Origin of the sequence: Serratia sp. BIGb0234 (genome assembly GCF_024809915.1) — a bacterium.
In the GTDB taxonomy this organism is placed as follows: Bacteria; Pseudomonadota; Gammaproteobacteria; order Enterobacterales; family Enterobacteriaceae; genus Serratia; species Serratia liquefaciens.
This window is the reverse complement of record NZ_JANUEI010000005.1, coordinates 329,588-348,833: the sequence shown is the minus strand read 5'-3', so window position 1 is coordinate 348,833 and position 19,246 is coordinate 329,588. Positions and strand designations below refer to the sequence as shown.

The window sequence follows — 19,246 nt, the reverse complement described above, 5'->3', positions numbered from 1 at the left end:
TCCAAAATTTAGCGGAGTGGTTTCTTTAGAATGGAATGAAGCGGTCAAGGAATATGGCTGATTTTTTCGTGTCAGGGGCTCTAACCATTCATGAAAAGTGCACAGTGGTGCATAGTCACGTGATGAGTGTTTTTTGATTAGTTATTTGATTTTAAATGATAAAAATACAACGTGAACAGTATGCATAGTTTTTCCATAAATCTTTCGTTTACAGGGAGGATCGAGAGTCGGGGGAAAGTTTGCTCAAAAATCTAGGTACTTTCTGAATATGTCGAAGCTCCCAACTCGATAATTGAGTTTTCGTTTAGTTCGAATGCTTAAAGTGAACGGGAACGGAACGACGAATGATAGGTTTGATAAGTTATTATCGCGAAAGGGCACAAAATTTTTACTGGGGGCATAAAAGGGGGCACATACATCGATAATTATAAATTAATCATTGTTTTTCATTGTGTTGTGTTTTCATGTGAGTCCGGCCTTCGCACCATTAGTACAGCGCGAACAAGAAGCCACCGAGAGGTGGTTTTTTTGTGCCTAAAATCAGCCCCGCGAGTTTTCCCTATCTAACCCAAACTCATCCATCAACGGATAGTTGCATCCCGTCATTGCCACTTTTGCAGGCACGTTCCGCAGCCCCTTGAACGCCCATTTCTATCCAAGAGATGCTGGACTAACCGAGAGTGATGATTATCATGTTATCGATACTACCGATTCAGAGAGCGTGCTATGCAACATATCATTGAAGGTTTCCTCAGCTTCCAGAAAGAGATTTTCCCACAGCGTAAGGAACTCTTCCGCAGCCTTGCCTCCAGCCAGAACCCTAAAGCGCTTTTTATTTCGTGTTCTGACAGCCGCCTGGTACCCGAGCTTGTGACACAGCAAGACCCGGGGCAGCTTTTCGTTATCCGTAACGCAGGCAACATCGTTCCTTCCTTTGGCCCGGAGCCGGGCGGGGTGTCTGCGACCATCGAATACGCAGTGGTGGCACTGGGCGTCACGGATATCGTGATTTGCGGCCACTCGAACTGTGGCGCCATGAAGGCGATAGCTTCTTGCCAGTGCCTTGACCCGATGCCTGCTGTGGCCCACTGGCTGCACTATGCTGATGCCGCCAAAGCGGTGGTAGAGAAGAAAACGTGGGATAACGAAATCGACAAGGTTAACGCTATGGTCGAAGAGAACGTTATCGCCCAGCTTAATAACATTAAGACTCACCCGTCCGTTGCCGTGGGTCTGCGCAACAACGGCCTGCGTCTGCACGGCTGGGTGTACGACATCGAAAGTGGCGAGATCCGCACGCTGGATAAAAATACGAAGAATTTCGTGTCACTGGCGGATAACCCCGCAGTTCACTTCGAATAAAGCGATGCTTGGCTTTGGCTATGACATTGAATCCACGCTCCGGTGTGGATTTTTTTGGTCTAGATCTAATTGGTTGAATGTCATTTATCATGTTTGCTTTTGGTATTCACAAAAAGCCATAGCAGATCCCTCGGGGTGGGAGGGTATCTATCCCCTATAGAGGATAATATTTGCGTTATCCGCTATAGGGGATAATACTCATTTCATCCGCTTGGGAGGATAAAATGAAAATCACCTCGGCACAGATGCTGGCGCATACATTACGCAATGAGCGTAAGAAGCGTAACCAAAGCCAAAGTAAAACTGCTGACAGCGTTGGGTTAAAACAGGCGACGATTTCCGCGTTTGAAAACAACCCGGACGGCACCCGGCTGGAGACGTTGTTCAAACTACTTGCTGCGCTGGACTTGGAACTGCAGGTCACCCCGCGTGGCAAGCCGGTAGATCCCAAGACCTGGGATCAGGAGTGGTGAGCATGGAAAAGCTACGCGTGGCGCTAAATGGTACTTTGGTTGGAATGCTGGAGAAGCATGCAGGCGGCGTGATGTCGTTTGTTTATCAGGAAGAGTGGCTGGCACAAGCTGGCTCGCGTGCCATATCGTTATCCCTACCGTTACAACCAGAGCCGTTTCGCGGTGACGTGGTATATAACTTTTTCGACAACCTGCTGCCGGACAGCGAGCTTATTCGCAGCCGCATACAGGCGCGTTTTAGAACGGTAACCAAACAACCTTTTGATCTTCTGTCCAGCATTGGTAGCGACTGCGTGGGGGCGATCCAGCTTTACCCTGAACATGCTGAGGTGGCCCCGGTAAAGCAAGTGAATGCAGTACCGATCAGTGACGAAGAAATAGAGCAGTTACTGGAAGGCTACCGCGAAGCCCCCTTGGGCATGGGACCAGATATTGATGATTTTCGAATATCTCTGGCAGGCGCGCAGGAAAAGACGGCTCTGCTTTGGTTCGACAATCAGTGGTACCGACCTGAAGGAAGCACACCGACCAGTCACATTCTAAAACTGCCCATCGGCCATATCGCGCATAACAATTTGGATCTCAGCGAAAGCTGTGAGAACGAGTGGTTATGTTTACGCATGGCTGAACAGTTTGGCCTGCCGGTAGCACAAACTCAGTTAGCGCATTTTGGTGAGCAGAAGGTCCTGATCGTCGAGCGCTTTGACCGACGTTGGGCGCGGGATAATAGCTGGCTGATTCGCTTGCCGCAGGAGGATTTTTGCCAGGCGTTAGGCATTGCTCCTGCGCTGAAATACGAGGCTGATGGCGGGCCCGGTATTACGGCTGCTATGGAATTGCTATTGGGCTCCCAACAGCCCTTGCTCGATCGAGACACTTTCTTTAAAAGCCAAATCGTATTCTGGATGCTGGCGGCCATTGATGGGCATGCTAAGAACTTTAGTCTGTTCCTTCAGCCGGAAACGACTTATCGAATGACCCCACTTTATGATGTGCTCTCGGGTTACCCCTTTATGCACGCCCGCGGCATCGCACCGCAGAAAGCAAAAATGGCCATGGCTGCGATTGGGAAGGGCCGCCATTACCGTTGGAGCCAGATCTTGCCACGGCACTTTATCTCTACCGCGAGAGCTGTGGGGTATTCTGAAGAGAAAACGCTTCAGGTGATGGCTGAGTTGAAAGCGCAAACGGATCAAGCGATCGCCAATGTGGAAGCGATGCTGCCGGATGATTTTCCCCGCTTTGTTCGTGATGCTATTTTTGCCGGGGTTCGGCGGCAAGCGGAGAGATTGCCGGGGTAGGGGGATGTTTATCGTGCCAGGCTTGGGTTATTAAACAGGGTTTAAATTTTTGATCCTAATAAAAAGGCCATGCTTGATGTGCCATAGCCCTGATTATTTTTTACAACCGAATTTAGCATAGAAGAGGTTTATACTGATGTTTTCTCCTCATCTTGGGCATTTTTTTGGAGCCTGAGTGCTAATTCGACAATTTCTTTCAGATATAACTGATGGTTTGCAACTTTTTTTAACATCAAAGCGCCCAGAGATAGCCCTAACAAAAATGCTAATGCAAACATGATAAAAGTATTAACGACTCCAGATGAAAAAAGGCCTTGGGTAAATGTATGACTCAACTTATCAAAACCGATTGATGACTGTACTGCTGAGTAAGTAAGAGCCAAGACTGATAATACAGCTGTTTTCTCTCCAAAAAAGCTACTAACTCTTATGTTAATTCTGTTTATCTTCGTTTGCAGCCAGTAAATAGAGTAAAGAAGTTCTTTTTCTGAGTGTTCTAATAGTAATTTTGCATTTTCTTCATCATGGGATATTTCGAAGATAAGGTCATTTGACGTTTCCTTTTTCCAGTTAATTAGGTATTTTATACCTGAAATTGGTGGCAAAAGCATAATGACTATTCCGATGATAGTGCCAATAAAGTAAAGCCCAAAAATTATATAAATCATCACATTACATCTGAAAGGTTCAAATAGTTTATAAAGAGATATTGCAATCAAAAGTAAAAGTAATGTTGATAAAGCAAGTGATATTAATATTCCATTTGTTTTATCTATTATTTTATCCGTTCTACTTTTGTAAGTATGGGTAGTATAAGGTTTTACGCCACTGAGGGTTTTTATTATATGGTTTATCCTTAACATGTGAACCTCGAAATGTTAGTTGATATGAACATGTAAAGGTCATTTTTACACCATATTGAGCCTGCAAAAAAGCTAAACTTATCATTTTTTTAATGTGTGTCAAAGGGTAATGGTTGATTTAATATGAACAGGCAGTGCATGAATTTTATGTCGTTAAAAATCAGTAACTGGGGGCCGAGATGTTATATCTTGGCTCCCACCTATTGGACCCCTAAGAATAGGAACTCTGGAAGTTAGCCCTCAGAATTAAAATTTTAAATATCCCGCTTAACTGAACTATTCACTTGAGAAATCATCCGTTTGTGAAAAAATAAACTGTGTTAAAAACTGATCAATGCGAATGTTCAGTTTAAATAGAGGTATAGTTACGCCGTCTTGTTTTTCAAAGTAGGTCTTGGCTTTCGCTTTATCTACCGTTTCTTTTAATGCGTCGAAGCGACCAAAATCGTTGAGATTCTTATCATGAACACTATCAGCCATTAATGCTATGAGTAGTCTTTTATCTAAACCAAGAGCATTAACAACTGCGTTTAATTGCGCATTTTCAGCGTTATCTTTATAGGTGTTGATGTAGTCTCTAAAAGTATGGCCTTCAATTAACTGCGCATCGCCGCGCTGTAAGTCGTGCAAGAAGAGCTTGGCGTACTTTTGCTCGCTTTGGGTGAGCGATGCAAACGACTTGTGCAGCTCATTTAATGTGGTTTCAATGCTCCCAGAATCTTGGTGTATGTTCAGCTCTTTTAAATATTTATCAAAGCGGCTGTTCATATAGTCAGCATCGATTTTGCCGGTATCTATTTCAGTTAAATAACCACTGATATCAAAAGGCACATCGTCGCCACCTGCGCCATCGCTATCACCTTTGACTACTAACTCTTTATAGCGCAGGACCAGGCTCAGGTAAGTTTGTTCGTCTATGTCCAGCGTTACTTCATGTTTTATATCATTTTCAGTAAAGGAATAGACTGACTGTTCCCAATGCAAACCTTGTACTTTAGCCGCTTCCAGGTGCTGGCTAAAGGTGTTAAATAATTTGGCGAATTGAGCACAGGCTTCTATATCGTCTGGCAGTTTTTCAAAGTTCTCAACACCCGTACTGGTAAACAGCTCGGTAATTTCCACTACTAATTCATTCATGGCTTTAAGATTGCTTTCTAACCTATCAACAAATAAGCCGATAGGTCTGTCGCCGGAATAGAGTTTTACCGCATCGTTAATGTGCTGCTCCATGGTGTGTGGATAGCGATAATAACGGATGATGCCGTGGGGTTTGTCGGGGCCAAACAAGCGATTGGTGCGCGAGAACGCTTGAATAATATTTTGGTATTTAATCACTTTGTCTAAATACAAGGTATTAAGCCATTTAGAGTCAAAGCCAGTGAGCATTTGATCCACCACGATCAATAAATCTAATTGCTTTGAAGGCTCTGTGTGAATGCGCTCGTAGGGCTTTTTATGGGCAAGGCGTGCAGCTAAATCTTTTTTAAAGGCTGCATGGCGGGCAAAATCAAAATCCTGGCCATAACGCGCGTTATAGTCGGCCATAATCTCTTCCAGGCCATCGCCTTTAAAGGTGGGGCCACGGTCGCCACTGCCGTCGTTATCAATGTTCGGGTCAAACAGGGCCGATACTTTAAGTTCAGGTTTGGCAGCTTTTACATGACGGTAATAGTCAATGGCTTCGGCAATGCTATTAGTGGCCAAAATGGCGTGGAATTTATTGCCCTGGCTGAGCACATCCCATTTATGCAGGATATCTTCCACCACCTTGGCTTGGTGAATTTCGCTTAAATATTGGCTTTTAGGCACATAGTCCTCAATGCCTTTGTGGTACTTGCCTGTGGCGTCTTTATAGCCAGCCATAGGTACATCTTTCATAAAGTGGTTAAATTTTTTCTTTATGGCTGGGTTATCCATGGCCTCCATCACCGTGTTGGCTTTGGCTTGTTCTAACGCCACCGCTTGTCTTAGATCACTGTCTCTAAAAGTTGGAACTTTGTAAGGGTCGAAGCCCAGCACGTTACCATCGCGTATGCCATCGGCGATGCTATAGCGGTGTAGTTCGTTGCCAAATACGGTACTGGTGGTATTGCCGTTTTTTTCGTTTTCTTCTTGAATTGGTGTACCGGTAAAGCCAAAAAACAGGGCGCGCGGAAAGGTACGCTTAATAATAATCAGCATGTCGCCAAAGGTAGAGCGGTGCGCCTCATCGACAATAAACACCAGACGCTTAGCGCGAATTTTCTCAATATCCGCAGAGTTTGTGGCCGCACCTTCATCGTCTACCGCTTCAAAAATATTACTCATCTTTTGAATAGAGCTAACAATTAAGGTATCGGCGGGGGCGGTGCTTTTTAATTTAGTAATGAGTACGTGAGTATTTTCGGTGGCTTGAACGTCTTCGCCATCGCCAGCAAAATTGCGATATTCCGCGAGCGACTGGGTACCCAGCTCAATCCTGTCCATTAAAAAAATCACTTTATCGGCATCTTTGGATTGTGCGATCAACTGCGCCGATTTAAAGCTGGTCATGGTTTTGCCCGAACCCGTGGTGTGCCACACATATCCCCCGAGGCGATCGGGATTATTGGCCGCGCTACCCAGTTGCTGCCAGTTGGTTTTGGCCACTTTGTCTGATATCGCATTGGCGGCGTAATACTGATAACTGCGCATGACCTTAAGCACGCCGTCGGTATCGTCGGCGACGGTATAAAAGCCAATCAACTGGTGCGCCATGGGAATAGAAAGCAGGGTAGAAGCGATGTCTTTCCAGTGGTTCATGGGCTCGTTATTAAAATCGGCCCAGTTAAATTGATAATCGGGGTTAAACTTGCCGTCTAGCCCGGGGTTGGCAAAGTATTTAGTCTCGTTGGGCTCCATGGCTACAAATACTTGGATAAGCGAAAATAGGCCGCTAAACAGGCCTTCTTTGCTGTATTTTTCAATTTGGTTTACGGCCTGGCTAACCGGAATGCCGCTGCGCTTAAGCTCTACATGGATTACCGGCATCCCGTTAATCAGTAATAGCACATCGCCGCGTCTGTCGTTGCGCAAAGGGCTGCCGCGTTCAAATTTAGGTTGCTGCACAACTTGATAACGGCTTTGGCCGGCGGCGATTTCTTGGCGATCGTATATTTTTAAGCTGACTTCTTTGCCCATATGCAAGGTATCGGCAGGATTATCTCGCTTAATCGCCACGGTTTTGCCGTTAATTAAACCGTTTAGCTTGAGCGGTGTTTTAAGTTCTTTAATTTGCTCAATAATTTGCTGCATTTCAGTCGCGGTGAGCGGTACATCGTTTAAGCGATCCCGCTGGCGATTATTTTCAAACAAAATGTTTGCCCAGTTTTTCAGCAAATCGGCTTCGGTTTTGTTTTTGAGTATCTCTGTTTCCCAGCCCTTGTGGGTGAGTACCTCAATAAAGGCCTGCTCAAATTGCGCTTCGTTTTTGAAGGTGATCATGTGCACTCACTATACAAACATTTTGCTCAAACAGGATTGCTTGATGTTATTGAGTTTGGTGATTTGCTGTTGGTGTTGATTGATTAGGGCATCGAGCTTTTGAAAGTAGTTGCTTATTGCGGTTTGCTCTGCCTTTTCTGGGATGAAAATTTCTAATGCTGTAAGCTTATTTACCGACAGGCCGGGCTGAGCAGATTGTCCAGAATACTGCCCTAGATTCATTAGGCCTAATTTGTAATAAAGAAAAAGAGTATCGTTTTTTTCGTTTGCTTGTACAGCAATTGCATGCTCAGTAAAAAATGCCTTTCCATTTGAGAAGTTCATATTTCCACAAAGAGCACCCTGTCTGCCTATTATGGCATAAGCACCTTCATGGTTGTATTCTGATGTATAACCTCGTAAACCATTTCCACCATAAACAGGGTATGCACCAACTCTTTTAATGTCTTCGGCTCTTATAAACTTCCCACTTCGGAAATTCAAACATGCATTAGCTAAAACAATTTCCTTCCACTCCCCACTAAACCCTTTAAAGCGGATTTCTGGGATGGTTTCGCCTTGTTTGGGGAACACTTTTTCCAGCATGGCTTTTTTAATACTGTTGAGCTTGTCATACTTTTGTTGGTGTTGGTTGATCAGCGCGTCTAGCTTTTGGAAGTAGTCAGTGATATTTTTTTGCTCTGTAACCTGTGGAATGACGATTGTTCGATTTTTCCAATCAGTAACGTCAAACACCAATTTTTCTATATCAACGCCATAGGAGCTAACAAAAAATAGCTTGTACATTTCAGGTCTGATCGAGATAACAGTCCAGTATCTAGCTGTTATATCATCGCTATCTGCGACAACAAGATACTCATTGGATACGACTGCGCCATCAAGATTGTCTGGCACAATTCCATTCGCGCCATGAACAACCTGCCGCTTTGAAATTAGGTAATCACCCGCTTCAACACTGAAGTAATTTTTAACTAATATGTTCTTCCCTTTAAGTACTGCTCTGGGCACTACACCTTCGTTACGGCGTTTTACTGTCACCAGTTGATATGAGGTATTATCCATTAATTCAATGGGGCGTTTTATTTCATTTAAAACGCTTCCTATTTTTTTATTTTCCCACTCTCCACTAAATCCCTTGAAGCGAATCTCTGGTACTTTCTTCTCCACACTCATCTTATTCACCCTTCAATAACTTGGTGAGTTCAGCCAAGCCCTGCATATCAAACTCATTCCCCGTGAATTCACCCATCATTTCCGCCAGTTCTTGCTCGGTGGTTTTAATCTCATTGGCCACTTGCGAATAGGTGACGGCGTATTTGTCAGCAAGAGCTTGCACTTGGCTAGTAAGTTGGCTGATCACAGTGTTTGGCATGGCGGCAAGTTCGGTGCTTAATGGCGCGATCCATTTAAGCTGCAGCAGGTTGTTCACTTGTTCATCGGTCAATGCTTCGATGGTCGTTTTGGTTTTTAAGTGCAGGGCAGTGGCGGCATCTTTGACCGTTTTTTTCAGGGTTTTTTCTTCATCAATTAATTTGTTTGCACGAATGATTTTGGCTTCATAGCTTTCTTCTGCGAATTTAACTTTGCTGTCTTTTTGTCCTTTCAAGAAGGCCTTGGCGGCTTTGCCGACTTCGACATTGGCAAAACCGTCTTTGCTTTCTTTGACCGTATCTTGTTCTTTTTCTTCTTCGGTTAGAGATTCTAGAATTTCTTCAAGCGTGCTGGCGATCTCTGCCAGGCGCGCTTCTTTAGCTGCCAGAGCTTGTAAGTCATCACTTAAGTAAGTTTGTTGCACTAAATCAAACGGCAGTATGTGACCTTTCCAGCCGTCTTGTACTTCGGTGTCTTTGTTGTCTTTCTTCTTGATGACGTTATTAGGGTCAACTTGTTTGGTGGCGGCAAAGCCTTCGGTTTGTATCATCTCTAAATCGGCGCTGATGAGTTGCCATTGGTTGTTTAGAAATTGATAAGCCAGGTATTTGTCGATCAAGGCAATGGGAGCTAGGCGAGTAAATAGCTCGGTACTTAATACCGCTTCTTGTTGGTTACGTTTTACGTTTTGCCAGTTTTGTATTAACTGGGCATTGAGGTGGTCATCAAAGCCATCAAAGGCCTGGTTGTAGGCGCTGATGAACTCCAATACTTGCGGGTGCTCGTTGATGCTGGCATTGACGTCTTGTTTGGTAATGGCCAGCTCGCTGTAAGCGGCAGATTTTGGCGTAAACAGAGCACTGCGCAATTGCGGGAAGGCTTGCCAAAAATTATCTAACTCGGCAATTTCGCTGTTAGGGATGCCGCCGAGCATGGTGGCGTGTAAATCCCAGTTTTGTGCCGCCGCAGAAGAATCAACATAGCGCGGTATGTTGAGGTTGTAGCCGTTGTCGACCAGGGTTTTTTTGCTCACCAGTTGCGAGAACTTGTCGATACTTTCGCGGTTAATCACCGCGTCAGTAATGCGCTTGATATCACTGGCTTGCAGTTTGTTGTTTTTGCCCTCTTTCATATAGTGTTTGGAGGCATCGACCACCAGTACATCGGTGTTTTGGCGTTTTTGCTTGAGTACCAAAATCACTGTAGGAATGCCGGTGCCAAAAAAGATATTGGCAGGCAAACCGATAACAGTATCAATATGATTCTGCTCAATAAGTTGCTTGCGAATTTGACCTTCTTCACCGCCGCGGAACAAGACACCATGGGGCAGTACGATAGCCATAATGCCATCAGGTTTTAGGTGGTAGAGGTCGTGCAGTAAAAAAGCAAAATCGGCTTTGGTTTTTGGTGCCAGGCCAAATCGTGAATAGCGTGGATCGCTGTCTTTAAAGCTTGGGTCCCAGCTTTGTGAGTAAGGCGGGTTGGATACCACGGCATCGACATGTAAGGCGTAGTATGAGCCTTGAGGATCGCTATCATCAAAATACGGCCAATCTTCTTCCAGGGTGTCGCCATTACGGGTTTTAATGTTGCTGGCTTTGATTCCGCGCATGATGAGGTTCATACGGGTTAGGTTGTAGGTGTTGGCTTTTAACTCTTGGGCGTAATAGGTGATGCTGTCTTTGTTTTTAGCGTATTTCTCGAACGCTTCACCGATATTGATCAGCAACGAACCCGAGCCGGAGGTAGGGTCGTAAATTTTGATGGTATCTTTGTGTTTTAACTCGTGGGCGATGATGTTCGACATGAGTACCGAGACTTCATGTGGCGTGTAAAACTCACCGGCTTTTTTACCCGCATTGGCGGCAAATTTCTCAAGTAGATATTCGTAAATGTAGCCCAGTACGTCATACCCTTGATTACTATTCATGGGGATGCTTTTGATCAGGTGCAGTAAGTCGCTGATGGCTTTGGTGCGTTTGCCAGCACTTTCACCCAGTTTGCTTAAACCTGTTTCTAAGGTAGTAAAAATGCCTTCGAACAGTTTTTTGTAAGTTGGCGAAATCAAACGGCTAAAGGCTGAGAGTGCATCACGCACGTTAGATTCATCAAATTCGGATGTTGGATCAATCCATGTAGAAAACAGATTATCGTAGGCAATAAAGTAGCCCAAGTTGCTTTGCACGTATTTAACGGTGTCGGCGTCTTCTTCATTGAGGGATTTGATATCTTCAGAGGTCATCCCCTGTTTGGTGACAAACTGTACTAGCTGGTCGCTTAGGTACTTGTAGAAGATAAAACCGAGTATGTAATCTTTGTATTCGTTGGCTTCAATTTTAGAACGCATCTGGTTGGCAGATTCCCAGATTTTTGCCGCAAGCTGTTGTTTATTCACTATGGGTCCTGTTAAAAGCAATTCTTTTTCGAAAAGGGCTATTTTAGGGTTTTGATTGTACGTTTGATAAGAGCTTCTTGCCAGAGGGGGGTGTCTCTCGGCGATAAACCGAGAAATATCACTTTGGGCAAGTCAGTGATGTTAAAGAACTACTTGGGTCGTCGGTGTATCACTGATCGAAATAGTCGCTATCAAGCTTAGGGACCTTCAGCAGCCTTGAGCTCACGCCAACTTCGTTGTCCATCATCAGATGAACCAATCGGTTGCCGTCGATGAGCACCATACCTTCCACTGATTGGGAGAATTCAACTGCCAGTTTGGTAAAACCAGAAGTGGTGATGAATACGCCACGTTTGGCTTTTTGCCCTACAAGCGCCCCGTAAAAAGCATGCAGTTCAGGGCGACCTACGGTGTTTTGCCAGCGCTTGGCTTGCACATACACTTTTTCTAGGCCTAGCTTGTCCAGTGAGATAACGCCATCAATCCCCGCATCACCACTGCCCCCAACGCGCTTGAGATCATCGCGATGGCCGCCATAACCTAAGCGATGCAAAACATCCAGAACAATGATTTCAAAACGGGCGGGAGATACTTGAAGCAAGTTCTCCAGCAGTTCTGTGGCAACAGCATCGCGGATCTCTTTAATAGATTGTTCTAGTCGATCATCCGGGCTGCTGGTAAGCATGGCATCGCTGTCTGGTATCTCCACCGTTGGGTCTAAATCCACTGCATCATTGTTTTGTTGAAGCTTTACGTTGGTGAAAGCCAGTGCAATATGCTCGACTTCGGCATCCGTTAAGGGCTGGGGATGTTGTTGTAGCCAGTCGACTCCCTTGGCTGTTAGACACCATTTTCCTCTCGACAGGCTTTGCGATAGTCCAGCACGTTTTAAACGATCGTGAGCCCAGCCGGTGCGGTTTTTGTAAACTAATTGGCCGCTGGCGATTGTTTCTGCCCGTTGTTCTTCGTCCAGATTGAGTAAATCCGCAGCTGCATCTTGCACATCTCGAGATAGGGCACCTTCAGGTTTCGTTGCCAAAAAGCGTAATACTGGCTCAATAAATTGGTCGTATGTAGGCACTGACATTGCGGGGCTCCTTATCCTCATTTATCTATTTATGATTGTAAGCTTTATACTGGGAACTAATCCAACGCTGACTCTTTCAGCTCCAACTTCACCATCAAAGTCTGGTTCAGCGCTTTCCCATCAACCCCACTATGGATCCGGCGGTGGCAGGTAGGGCAGATAGCGCCAACCCACTGGGGGTGATCGGGGCCTTCATCGGCTAGGCGTTTTGTGTGGTGAGGCTCCAGGTAGGGTTCGCCATTCTTTTTCTTGAACGGTGCGGGTTGTTCGCATGACTCACAGATGCCATTGGCGCGTTGAAGTACGTATTTTTTCACGTCCTCGCTGCGCTTGAACCAAGAATTTTTGCTGTCACTCTCTTTACGCTGACCCGTCATCATGGATGATTTTATGGCCTTGGCACGTAGCTGCTCGAGCGTTTCTTTCTTCGAAGCGACTTCTGAGGTATCGATATCATTATCAACTTCGCGAGCAGAAGATACCGGGAATAAATTAAAAACTATACCCTGCCGCATATCCTTTTTTTCGAAGTCTAAGCATTGAATGTAATCCCAAGTATCACATTCAAACATGCCAATAAATCTTACGCCCTTATCTTTTTTATTATCTTCAAATAAGAAGATGTCTTCGCCATTCTCTTTGTGGTCGCGGATGGCCTTATTGCCCCGAATAAACTCCATTGGGCCTTTCTGGCCTTCTCCGGTATAGGAGAAACTGCCATCAGCAGACCAACCGTCTTTGTAGCCATAGGCCTCGCCGCTCTCACCGGTAAAGATGAAGATGACGGGGAACTCAGTGGGTGTCCAGATACCGCCCTGCAGTTGCCCACCATAGAGGTCGATAAGCTCTTTACGCGTGTAAAGCCTACCTTTTACTAAATGCTCAATAGGGTGAGGTGTTTCGATGATCTCGAAACCGAGGTTTTTAAGTGCTTGGATCGCAATCTTAGCGCCACTGTTAGATTTTATTTTTTCGAATGGTGTTCCGAACTGGTAAAAATAAGCGGCCGCGACGATGACTCTGATATCGTATTTTTCGTTATTATAAAGGAGTTCACATTTTTTAATTCGTTTGACGTTGTATTTTTCCAGCAGAGCATCACAACCCAACGTTTTATATTCTTCGATGGCTTTTAAAACCGCTTCTTTCGAAGATAACGTCTCTATTTTAGTCGCCAAAACATTTCCCTCATTGCAGAACGGATTCTGATCAATGCGTTTGCGTACTGCCAGCGGCCATGCGTGGTTATCCAGCAGTTAACTCATCGATTTATCGAATGCGTTAACTATGCCAGGCCACGGGGGAAATGCCTACCTTCGTGAATGTGTTTATCGTGATGTGTCAGTCAGATCTATGAGATTTACCGGAGTGATAAGAACGGCACAAAACTAATACCGTTCTTATTATTTATTTTGGCTTTTATTTTAACTTATCAGAGCTGTCACTCCATCTCGCGCAGCGCACGGCCATAGAGGTTGCACAGTGCCGGTACTAAGTGAGCCGCCGCGTTGAGGTAGTGATTCAGCTGTTCCCACTGGGTATCGTCGGATTGCGGGTTCTTTTGCATAAGTTCACCGAACAGCAGCAGGCCGTGGCAGAATCCTTCGGCCTGTTCGGCTCGCAACAATCGCCCTTATCGCACCCACCATCACCCCAAATCGGCCCCATTACTGGCAATCACCTGCTTGTACCACCAGAAGGATTTCTTGCGCGTGCGGGCGAGGGTGCCGTTGCCGTTGTCGTCGCGGTCGACGTAAACCAGGCCGTAGCGTTTGCTCATTTCTCCGGTTGAGGCCGCCACCAGGTCAATGCAGCCCCAGGTGGTGTAGCCCATCACCGGCACGCCGTCGGCGATGGCGCCGGCCATGGCGCGGATGTGTTCCCGCAGGTAGCTGATGCGGTAATCGTCGGCTATCTCGCCGTCGGCATTGAACTCGTCGTGTGCGCCCAGGCCGTTTTCCACCAGAAACAGCGGTTTTTGGTAGCGGTCGTACATCATGTTCATGGTAATGCGCAAACCCAACGGGTCGATGCCCCAGCCCCAGTCGCTGCGCGGGATATGCGGGTTGGTCAGGGATTTCACCACGTTGGCGGCGCTGCTGTTGTTGTCGTTCATATCGGCAGACGCGCAGCGCGAGGTGTAATAGCTGAAGGAGACAAAATCGACGGTGTTCTTCAGGATTTCGGCGTCACCTTCCTCCATCACGATGCTCACGCCTTTCTCGCGGAACACCCGGGCAGAGTAAGCGGGGTAGGCGCCGCGGGCCTGCACGTCGATAAAGAACAGGTTCTCGCGGTCTTTTTCCAGCGCGGCCCACACGTCTTCCGGCTTGCTGGACCAGGGGTAAAAATTGCCGCCCGCCAGCATGCAGCCCACCTGGTTGGCGGGGTTCACCTCGTGGGCGATGCGGGTTGCCAGCGCACTGGCCACCAGTTCGTGGTGTACGGCCTGGTATTTTACCTGCTCGGGGTTCTCGCCCGCCTCAAACACCAATCCTGCGCCGGAGAACGGGCTGTGCAGCACAATGTTGATCTCGTTGAAGGTGAGCCAATACTTCACCAGCCCGTCGAAGGCTTCGAAGCAGGTGCGGGCATAGCGGGTGAAAAACTCAACCATTTTGCGGCTGCGCCAGGAGCCATATTCGGTCACCAGGTGCATCGGCACGTCGAAATGGCACAGCGTCACTAGCGGTTCGATGCCGTATTTGCGGCACTCTTTGAACAGGCTGCGGTAGAAGGCGATGCCTTCCGGGTTGGGCGTCAGCTCATCGCCGTTCGGGTAAATCCGGCTCCAGGCGATGGAGGTGCGGAACACGCTAAAGCCCATCTCCGCCATCAGCGCGATGTCATCGCGGTAGCGGTGGTAAAAATCAATCGCGTCGTGGCTGGGGTAAAACTCGTCTTCGCGCAGGGTAAAGCGCTTCTCCAGGCCAAGCTTTACCGGCATGCGGTTGGGGCCATGCGGGATCATGTCAACCGTGGTCAGCCCTTTGCCACCCTCGCGATAGCCCCCTTCCGACTGGTTGGCGGCCAAGGCACCGCCCCATAAAAACCCTTGCGGGAATGTTGAATCAGACATGAAATCCTCAATAATTACCCGTCATACTTGAAGCTGCCTCTGTGTTGGCTGCGTTACAAGACCCATCCGTGGGTCTTGCCCCTTCGGGGCCGCTGCAAGCAGCGTTCAAATCTGTTCCTGACAGATTTGTCGCGCACCCCAGTCACTTAGCTGACTAAGCTCCTGGGGATGTACGGCCTTGCCGCTGTGATGCAACACCAATTATGTAGGGTAAAAAATAGTGTGTTAATGGATAGCGTTAGCGGTATTGGCCGCAGGCGCGGTTGTCGTTGGGGCCTCTTCGCTTTCCGGAATGTCTTCAAAGCCCAACAGCAGCGTGAGCACGAACGACAGCACCACGGAAAGCACCATCACGCCGCCGACCCAGACAATGCTCATCGGATTCGACGGGTCAAAGAACTGCACGCTGGTGAACAGGCCGGGCGAAGCCATCGAATGGCTGGCTAATCCGCCAATGCCGGCGACTGCGCCGCAGATAAAGCCGCTGATCAGGCTGGCGATTAATGGCCGTTTGAGGCGCACCGCCACGCCATACAGCGCCGGTTCGGAAATACCCGCCACAATGGCGGAAGCGGCGGCGGCCAAGGCGGTCTGGCGCAGCTCGCGGTTCTTGGTTTTGAACGCCACCGCCAGCGAAGAGCCGCCGAGCGACAGGTTGGCGCCAATCTCCGAAGGCATCACCATGCCCTCTTTGCCGGTTTCGGCGATGGTCTGAATGATGGTCGGGGTGAAGACGCGGTGCATGCCGGTCATCACCAGCAGCGGCCAGATCGCTCCCATAATGGCGACGGAAAGCCAGCCCAAATAGCCATGCACGGTGTACACCAGCGCCGAGATACCGCTGCCGATCCAGATGCCCAGCGGGCCGATCAACACAATCGCGATCGGCGCGGCGATCAGCACAATCAGCATCGGCTTAAGGAAGTTCTTGGTCACCGCCGGGGTGATGCGATCGACCCATCGTTCGATATACGACAGGATCCAGGTCATCACCAGCGCCGGGATCACCGTGTAGGTGTATTTCACCGCCGTCACCGGAATGTAGGCGAACTCCACCGCCTGGCCCTGCGCTGCCTTGGCCATTAAGTCGATAAAATTAGGGTGCAACAGCACACCGGCAATGGCGATCGCCAGCGACATGTTGGTTTTGAATTTAAGGGCGGCCGACGCGGCGACCATCACCGGCAGGAAGAAGAACGCGCCGTCGCCAATCACGTTGAGGATGATCAGCGTCGACGAGCCTTTGTCGAACACGCCAGCCATATCCAGCATCATCGCCAGCAGCTTCACCATCGAACCGCCGATGATGGCCGGGATCAGCGGCGACATGGTGCCGACCAGCGCGTCGAGGATCCCGGCGCCAATGCTTTTCAGGGTGATTTTACGCTTTGCCGGTGCGGCCGCGGGGGCGTTACCCGGCATGCCGAGCGCCAGCACCGCCTGATAGGCTTTCGACACTTCGTTGCCGATGATCACCTGGCACTGCTCGCCGCTGTGCACCACGCCCATCACGCCGCTAATCGCTTTGAGTCTTGGCGTGTCGATCAGCGCCTTGTCTTTCACCACGAATCGCAGGCGGGTCATGCAGTGCGTAACGGCTTCGACGTTCGCGCGGCCGCCCAACGCATCCACGATGGCGTGCGAGATCTCTGTGTAGTTCTTCGGCATGGAATATCGTCTCTAAGATATGAATTCGGATTGCCCAAAGGCTCACTTTTACTGCCTGGGCGATCCGCCGTTCCATCTTAATGAAACGCCCACAAGAAACCGGTTTCACAAAATCATGCTGATATGTTTTAACTCTGGCAAGAATTATGATTTTTTGGTTTTTAATTTCGTGAAGTCAGTCACTTTAAGGCTGGGGAGGGCGGCAACGGCAGGCGCGAAAACATTCCAAAGGCGGGGCGTCTTGGGTAGACTGCGCGGAACCCTGGATTTTGACGGCGCAGAGATGGCAACAATACTTGAGGTGGCAAAAAGGGCCGGCGTTTCGAAAGCGACGGTGTCCCGCGTGTTATCCGGCAGCGGCTATGTGGGCCCGGAGAAGCGCGAACGGGTAGAGAAAGCCATCGCCGAGATCGGCTATCGGCCCAATCTGCTGGCGCGCAACCTCGCCACCAAAACCACTCAGACCATCGGGCTGGTGGTCACCAACACGCTGTACAGCGGCAACTATTTCAGCGAGCTGATGTTCCAGTCGGCGCGCATCATGGAAGAGCACGGCCGCCAACTGATCCTGGCGGACGGCAAGCACACCTCCGAAGAAGAAAAGGCCGCCATTCAATTTCTGTTGGATCTGCGCTGCGACGGCGTGATCATCTACCCGCGCTTTCTGTCGATTGCGGAAATGGACGAGATCATTTCCCAGCACAAACAGCCGATCCTGGTGATCAATCGTCGGTTAAGGCTGAACGACAGCTACTGCATCTTCAGCGATCAGCACGCCACCAGCGCGGCGGCAGTGGGGCACCTGATCGAACAGGGGCACCGCGATATCGCGTTCATCACCGGTTCGCTGGATTCGCCCACCGGGCTGGAGCGGCTTTCCGGCTATAAAGCCGCGTTGGCGGAGCAGGGTATTGCCGTCAATAGCGCCCTGATTGTCGAGGGGAAGTGGAATGCGCAAAGCGGCATGGCGGCAGTTGATACGCTGGTGGCCAGCGGCTGCACGTTCAGCGCCATTGTTGCCAGCAACGACGAGATGGCTATCGGCGCTATCAAGCGGTTGGCGGAGCGCCAAATTCCGGTGCCGTCCGCCGTTTCGGTGATTGGTTTTGATGACATCCCGCTGGCACCTTATACCATCCCTTCGCTCTCCAGCATGAAAATGCCGGTGACCGACATGATCAAGGAAACCATCAATCGGCTGGTGTCGATGCTGGACGGCGGCGAGCTGAGCAAGCGCCCCACCTTCCCGGCCAGCCTGATCCTGCGCGATTCGGTAGCGGCGGGGCCTTATTTGTCGGCAGAGAAGGCGGACCGTTAACGGCGGATCAGCATATAGGCGCGCGGCGAGCTGCCGGTCATATTTTTAAAGAAGGTTGAGAAGGCGCTGTCGCTGGAGAATTCGAGCTTACCGGCGATATCTGACAGGCCGTATCCCTCCGCCAGCAGCTCGATGGCTTTGATCAAACGCCATTGCTGGCGCCACTGCTGGTAGCTCAATCCGGTCTCCTTGCGAAAGATGCGGCTGATGGTTTTCTCCGAAGCGCCACTGTAGCTCGCCAGCTCATTGAGCGGTGGCACTTCCTCCATGCCGGCCAATTGCCGTAAGCGGCGGTCCTTGGGCAGCGGCAATAAGGTCGGTTCGCGCTGCGCATGCCGTATTTCGTCCAGGCATACGGCAAGAATATTGGCGCTGGGGCCGCTTTCCCACTGGGTAGCAAAGTCGGCGATGGCGATCCGCTCCAGCACTTCCCGCAGCAAAGAAGAGGCCGACAGCACTTCCAGATGGGGCGAAAGGCCAGGGTAGCGCTGGTTGTCGAGATAAACCGAGCGATAGCCCGCCACGCCGGTAACCTGAACGCGGTGCACCACCTTGGGGGGGATCCAGGCAATGCGTGCCGGCGGCAGGAGGCAAATGCTTTCATTGAGTGTGATGCGCATACAGCCCCGCTGGCTGAACAGCAACTGCCCCATGTGGTGCCAGTGCGGCCCGGAATCATGCTGCGCCAGCTCGGCCGCAATGCCTAACACGCTATTGTTGATAGCATCGGGATCAAATTCGTCCTGTGCGCTGAGCCATGCCATAAATGTGTCCGATTTTATAAGTTTTTTGTCTTTTATATTGTAATGGTCAGGGTGGGGAAGGTGCTACTTTGTGGCCTACTTTCTTTTTGGAGACGGGATGTAC

14 protein-coding genes are annotated in these 19,246 nt (G+C 48.9%); 4 read left to right on the top strand and 10 right to left on the bottom strand.

Annotation, left to right across the window (positions count from 1 at the left end):
• Nucleotides 1-726: 726 nt before the first annotated feature.
• The 3 genes from M2407_RS19595 (at nucleotide 727) to M2407_RS19585 (ending at nucleotide 3,136) form a co-directional block, all read left to right on the top strand.
• A complete protein-coding gene (locus M2407_RS19595; RefSeq protein WP_012005022.1) occupies nucleotides 727-1,362 on the top strand; it encodes a carbonic anhydrase in 636 nt (211 codons plus the stop codon).
• Nucleotides 1,363-1,586: 224 nt separating this feature from the next.
• Entirely contained in the window at nucleotides 1,587-1,835 is a 249-nt protein-coding gene (locus M2407_RS19590; protein ID WP_201895794.1) for a helix-turn-helix domain-containing protein, read from the top strand.
• A gap of 2 nt (nucleotides 1,836-1,837) precedes the next feature.
• Nucleotides 1,838-3,136: a type II toxin-antitoxin system HipA family toxin gene (locus M2407_RS19585; protein ID WP_201895793.1), complete on the top strand. Its 1,299-nt coding sequence runs from the start codon at nucleotides 1,838-1,840 to the stop codon at nucleotides 3,134-3,136.
• Between the two features lie 128 nt (nucleotides 3,137-3,264).
• On the opposite strand, the gene M2407_RS19580 is transcribed toward M2407_RS19585, so the two are convergent.
• The 9 genes from M2407_RS19580 to ascF all read right to left on the bottom strand — a co-directional run bounded on the left by M2407_RS19580 (nucleotide 3,265) and on the right by ascF (nucleotide 17,061).
• Nucleotides 3,265-3,999: a hypothetical protein gene (locus M2407_RS19580; RefSeq protein WP_201895792.1), complete on the bottom strand. Its 735-nt coding sequence runs from the start codon at nucleotides 3,997-3,999 to the stop codon at nucleotides 3,265-3,267.
• 276 nt (nucleotides 4,000-4,275) lie between these two features.
• The gene (locus M2407_RS19575; protein ID WP_259218981.1) at nucleotides 4,276-7,461 is read right to left on the bottom strand and encodes a type I restriction endonuclease subunit R, EcoR124 family; all 3,186 of its coding nucleotides are present in this window, start codon (nucleotides 7,459-7,461) and stop codon (nucleotides 4,276-4,278) included.
• A 9-nt stretch (nucleotides 7,462-7,470) separates the two neighbouring features.
• A complete protein-coding gene (locus tag M2407_RS19570) occupies nucleotides 7,471-8,634 on the bottom strand; it encodes a restriction endonuclease subunit S (RefSeq protein ID WP_201895790.1) in 1,164 nt (387 codons plus the stop codon).
• 1 nt (nucleotide 8,635) lies between these two features.
• On the bottom strand, nucleotides 8,636-11,227 hold the full coding sequence (locus tag M2407_RS19565; protein ID WP_259218978.1) for a type I restriction-modification system subunit M: 2,592 nt from the start codon (nucleotides 11,225-11,227) through the stop codon (nucleotides 8,636-8,638).
• 169 nt (nucleotides 11,228-11,396) lie between these two features.
• Nucleotides 11,397-12,314 (bottom strand): restriction endonuclease, encoded by a 918-nt coding sequence (locus tag M2407_RS19560; RefSeq protein ID WP_201895788.1) that lies wholly within the window; start codon nucleotides 12,312-12,314, stop codon nucleotides 11,397-11,399.
• A 56-nt stretch (nucleotides 12,315-12,370) separates the two neighbouring features.
• Nucleotides 12,371-13,492 carry an HNH endonuclease signature motif containing protein gene (locus M2407_RS19555; RefSeq protein WP_259218975.1) on the bottom strand — a complete coding sequence of 374 codons (1,122 nt, stop codon included), beginning with the start codon at nucleotides 13,490-13,492 and terminating at the stop codon, nucleotides 12,371-12,373.
• Nucleotides 13,493-13,755: 263 nt separating this feature from the next.
• Nucleotides 13,756-13,938, bottom strand: coding sequence for a hypothetical protein (locus tag M2407_RS19550; RefSeq protein ID WP_259218973.1), 183 nt, complete (start codon nucleotides 13,936-13,938; stop codon nucleotides 13,756-13,758).
• Nucleotides 13,939-13,962: 24 nt separating this feature from the next.
• Nucleotides 13,963-15,393 carry a 6-phospho-beta-glucosidase gene (locus M2407_RS19545; RefSeq protein ID WP_259218971.1) on the bottom strand — a complete coding sequence of 477 codons (1,431 nt, stop codon included), beginning with the start codon at nucleotides 15,391-15,393 and terminating at the stop codon, nucleotides 13,963-13,965.
• Between the two features lie 225 nt (nucleotides 15,394-15,618).
• Nucleotides 15,619-17,061 carry a PTS cellobiose/arbutin/salicin transporter subunit IIBC gene (gene ascF, locus M2407_RS19540; protein ID WP_130016124.1) on the bottom strand — a complete coding sequence of 481 codons (1,443 nt, stop codon included), beginning with the start codon at nucleotides 17,059-17,061 and terminating at the stop codon, nucleotides 15,619-15,621.
• Nucleotides 17,062-17,344: 283 nt separating this feature from the next.
• Here ascF and M2407_RS19535 point away from each other — a divergent pair, with 283 nt between their 5' ends.
• A complete protein-coding gene (locus tag M2407_RS19535) occupies nucleotides 17,345-18,379 on the top strand; it encodes a LacI family DNA-binding transcriptional regulator (protein ID WP_259218970.1) in 1,035 nt (344 codons plus the stop codon).
• On the opposite strand, the gene M2407_RS19530 is transcribed toward M2407_RS19535, so the two are convergent.
• Nucleotides 18,376-19,143 carry a helix-turn-helix transcriptional regulator gene (locus tag M2407_RS19530; RefSeq protein ID WP_259218969.1) on the bottom strand — a complete coding sequence of 256 codons (768 nt, stop codon included), beginning with the start codon at nucleotides 19,141-19,143 and terminating at the stop codon, nucleotides 18,376-18,378. The genes M2407_RS19535 and M2407_RS19530 overlap by 4 nt on opposite strands.
• Nucleotides 19,144-19,246: the final 103 nt, after the last annotated feature.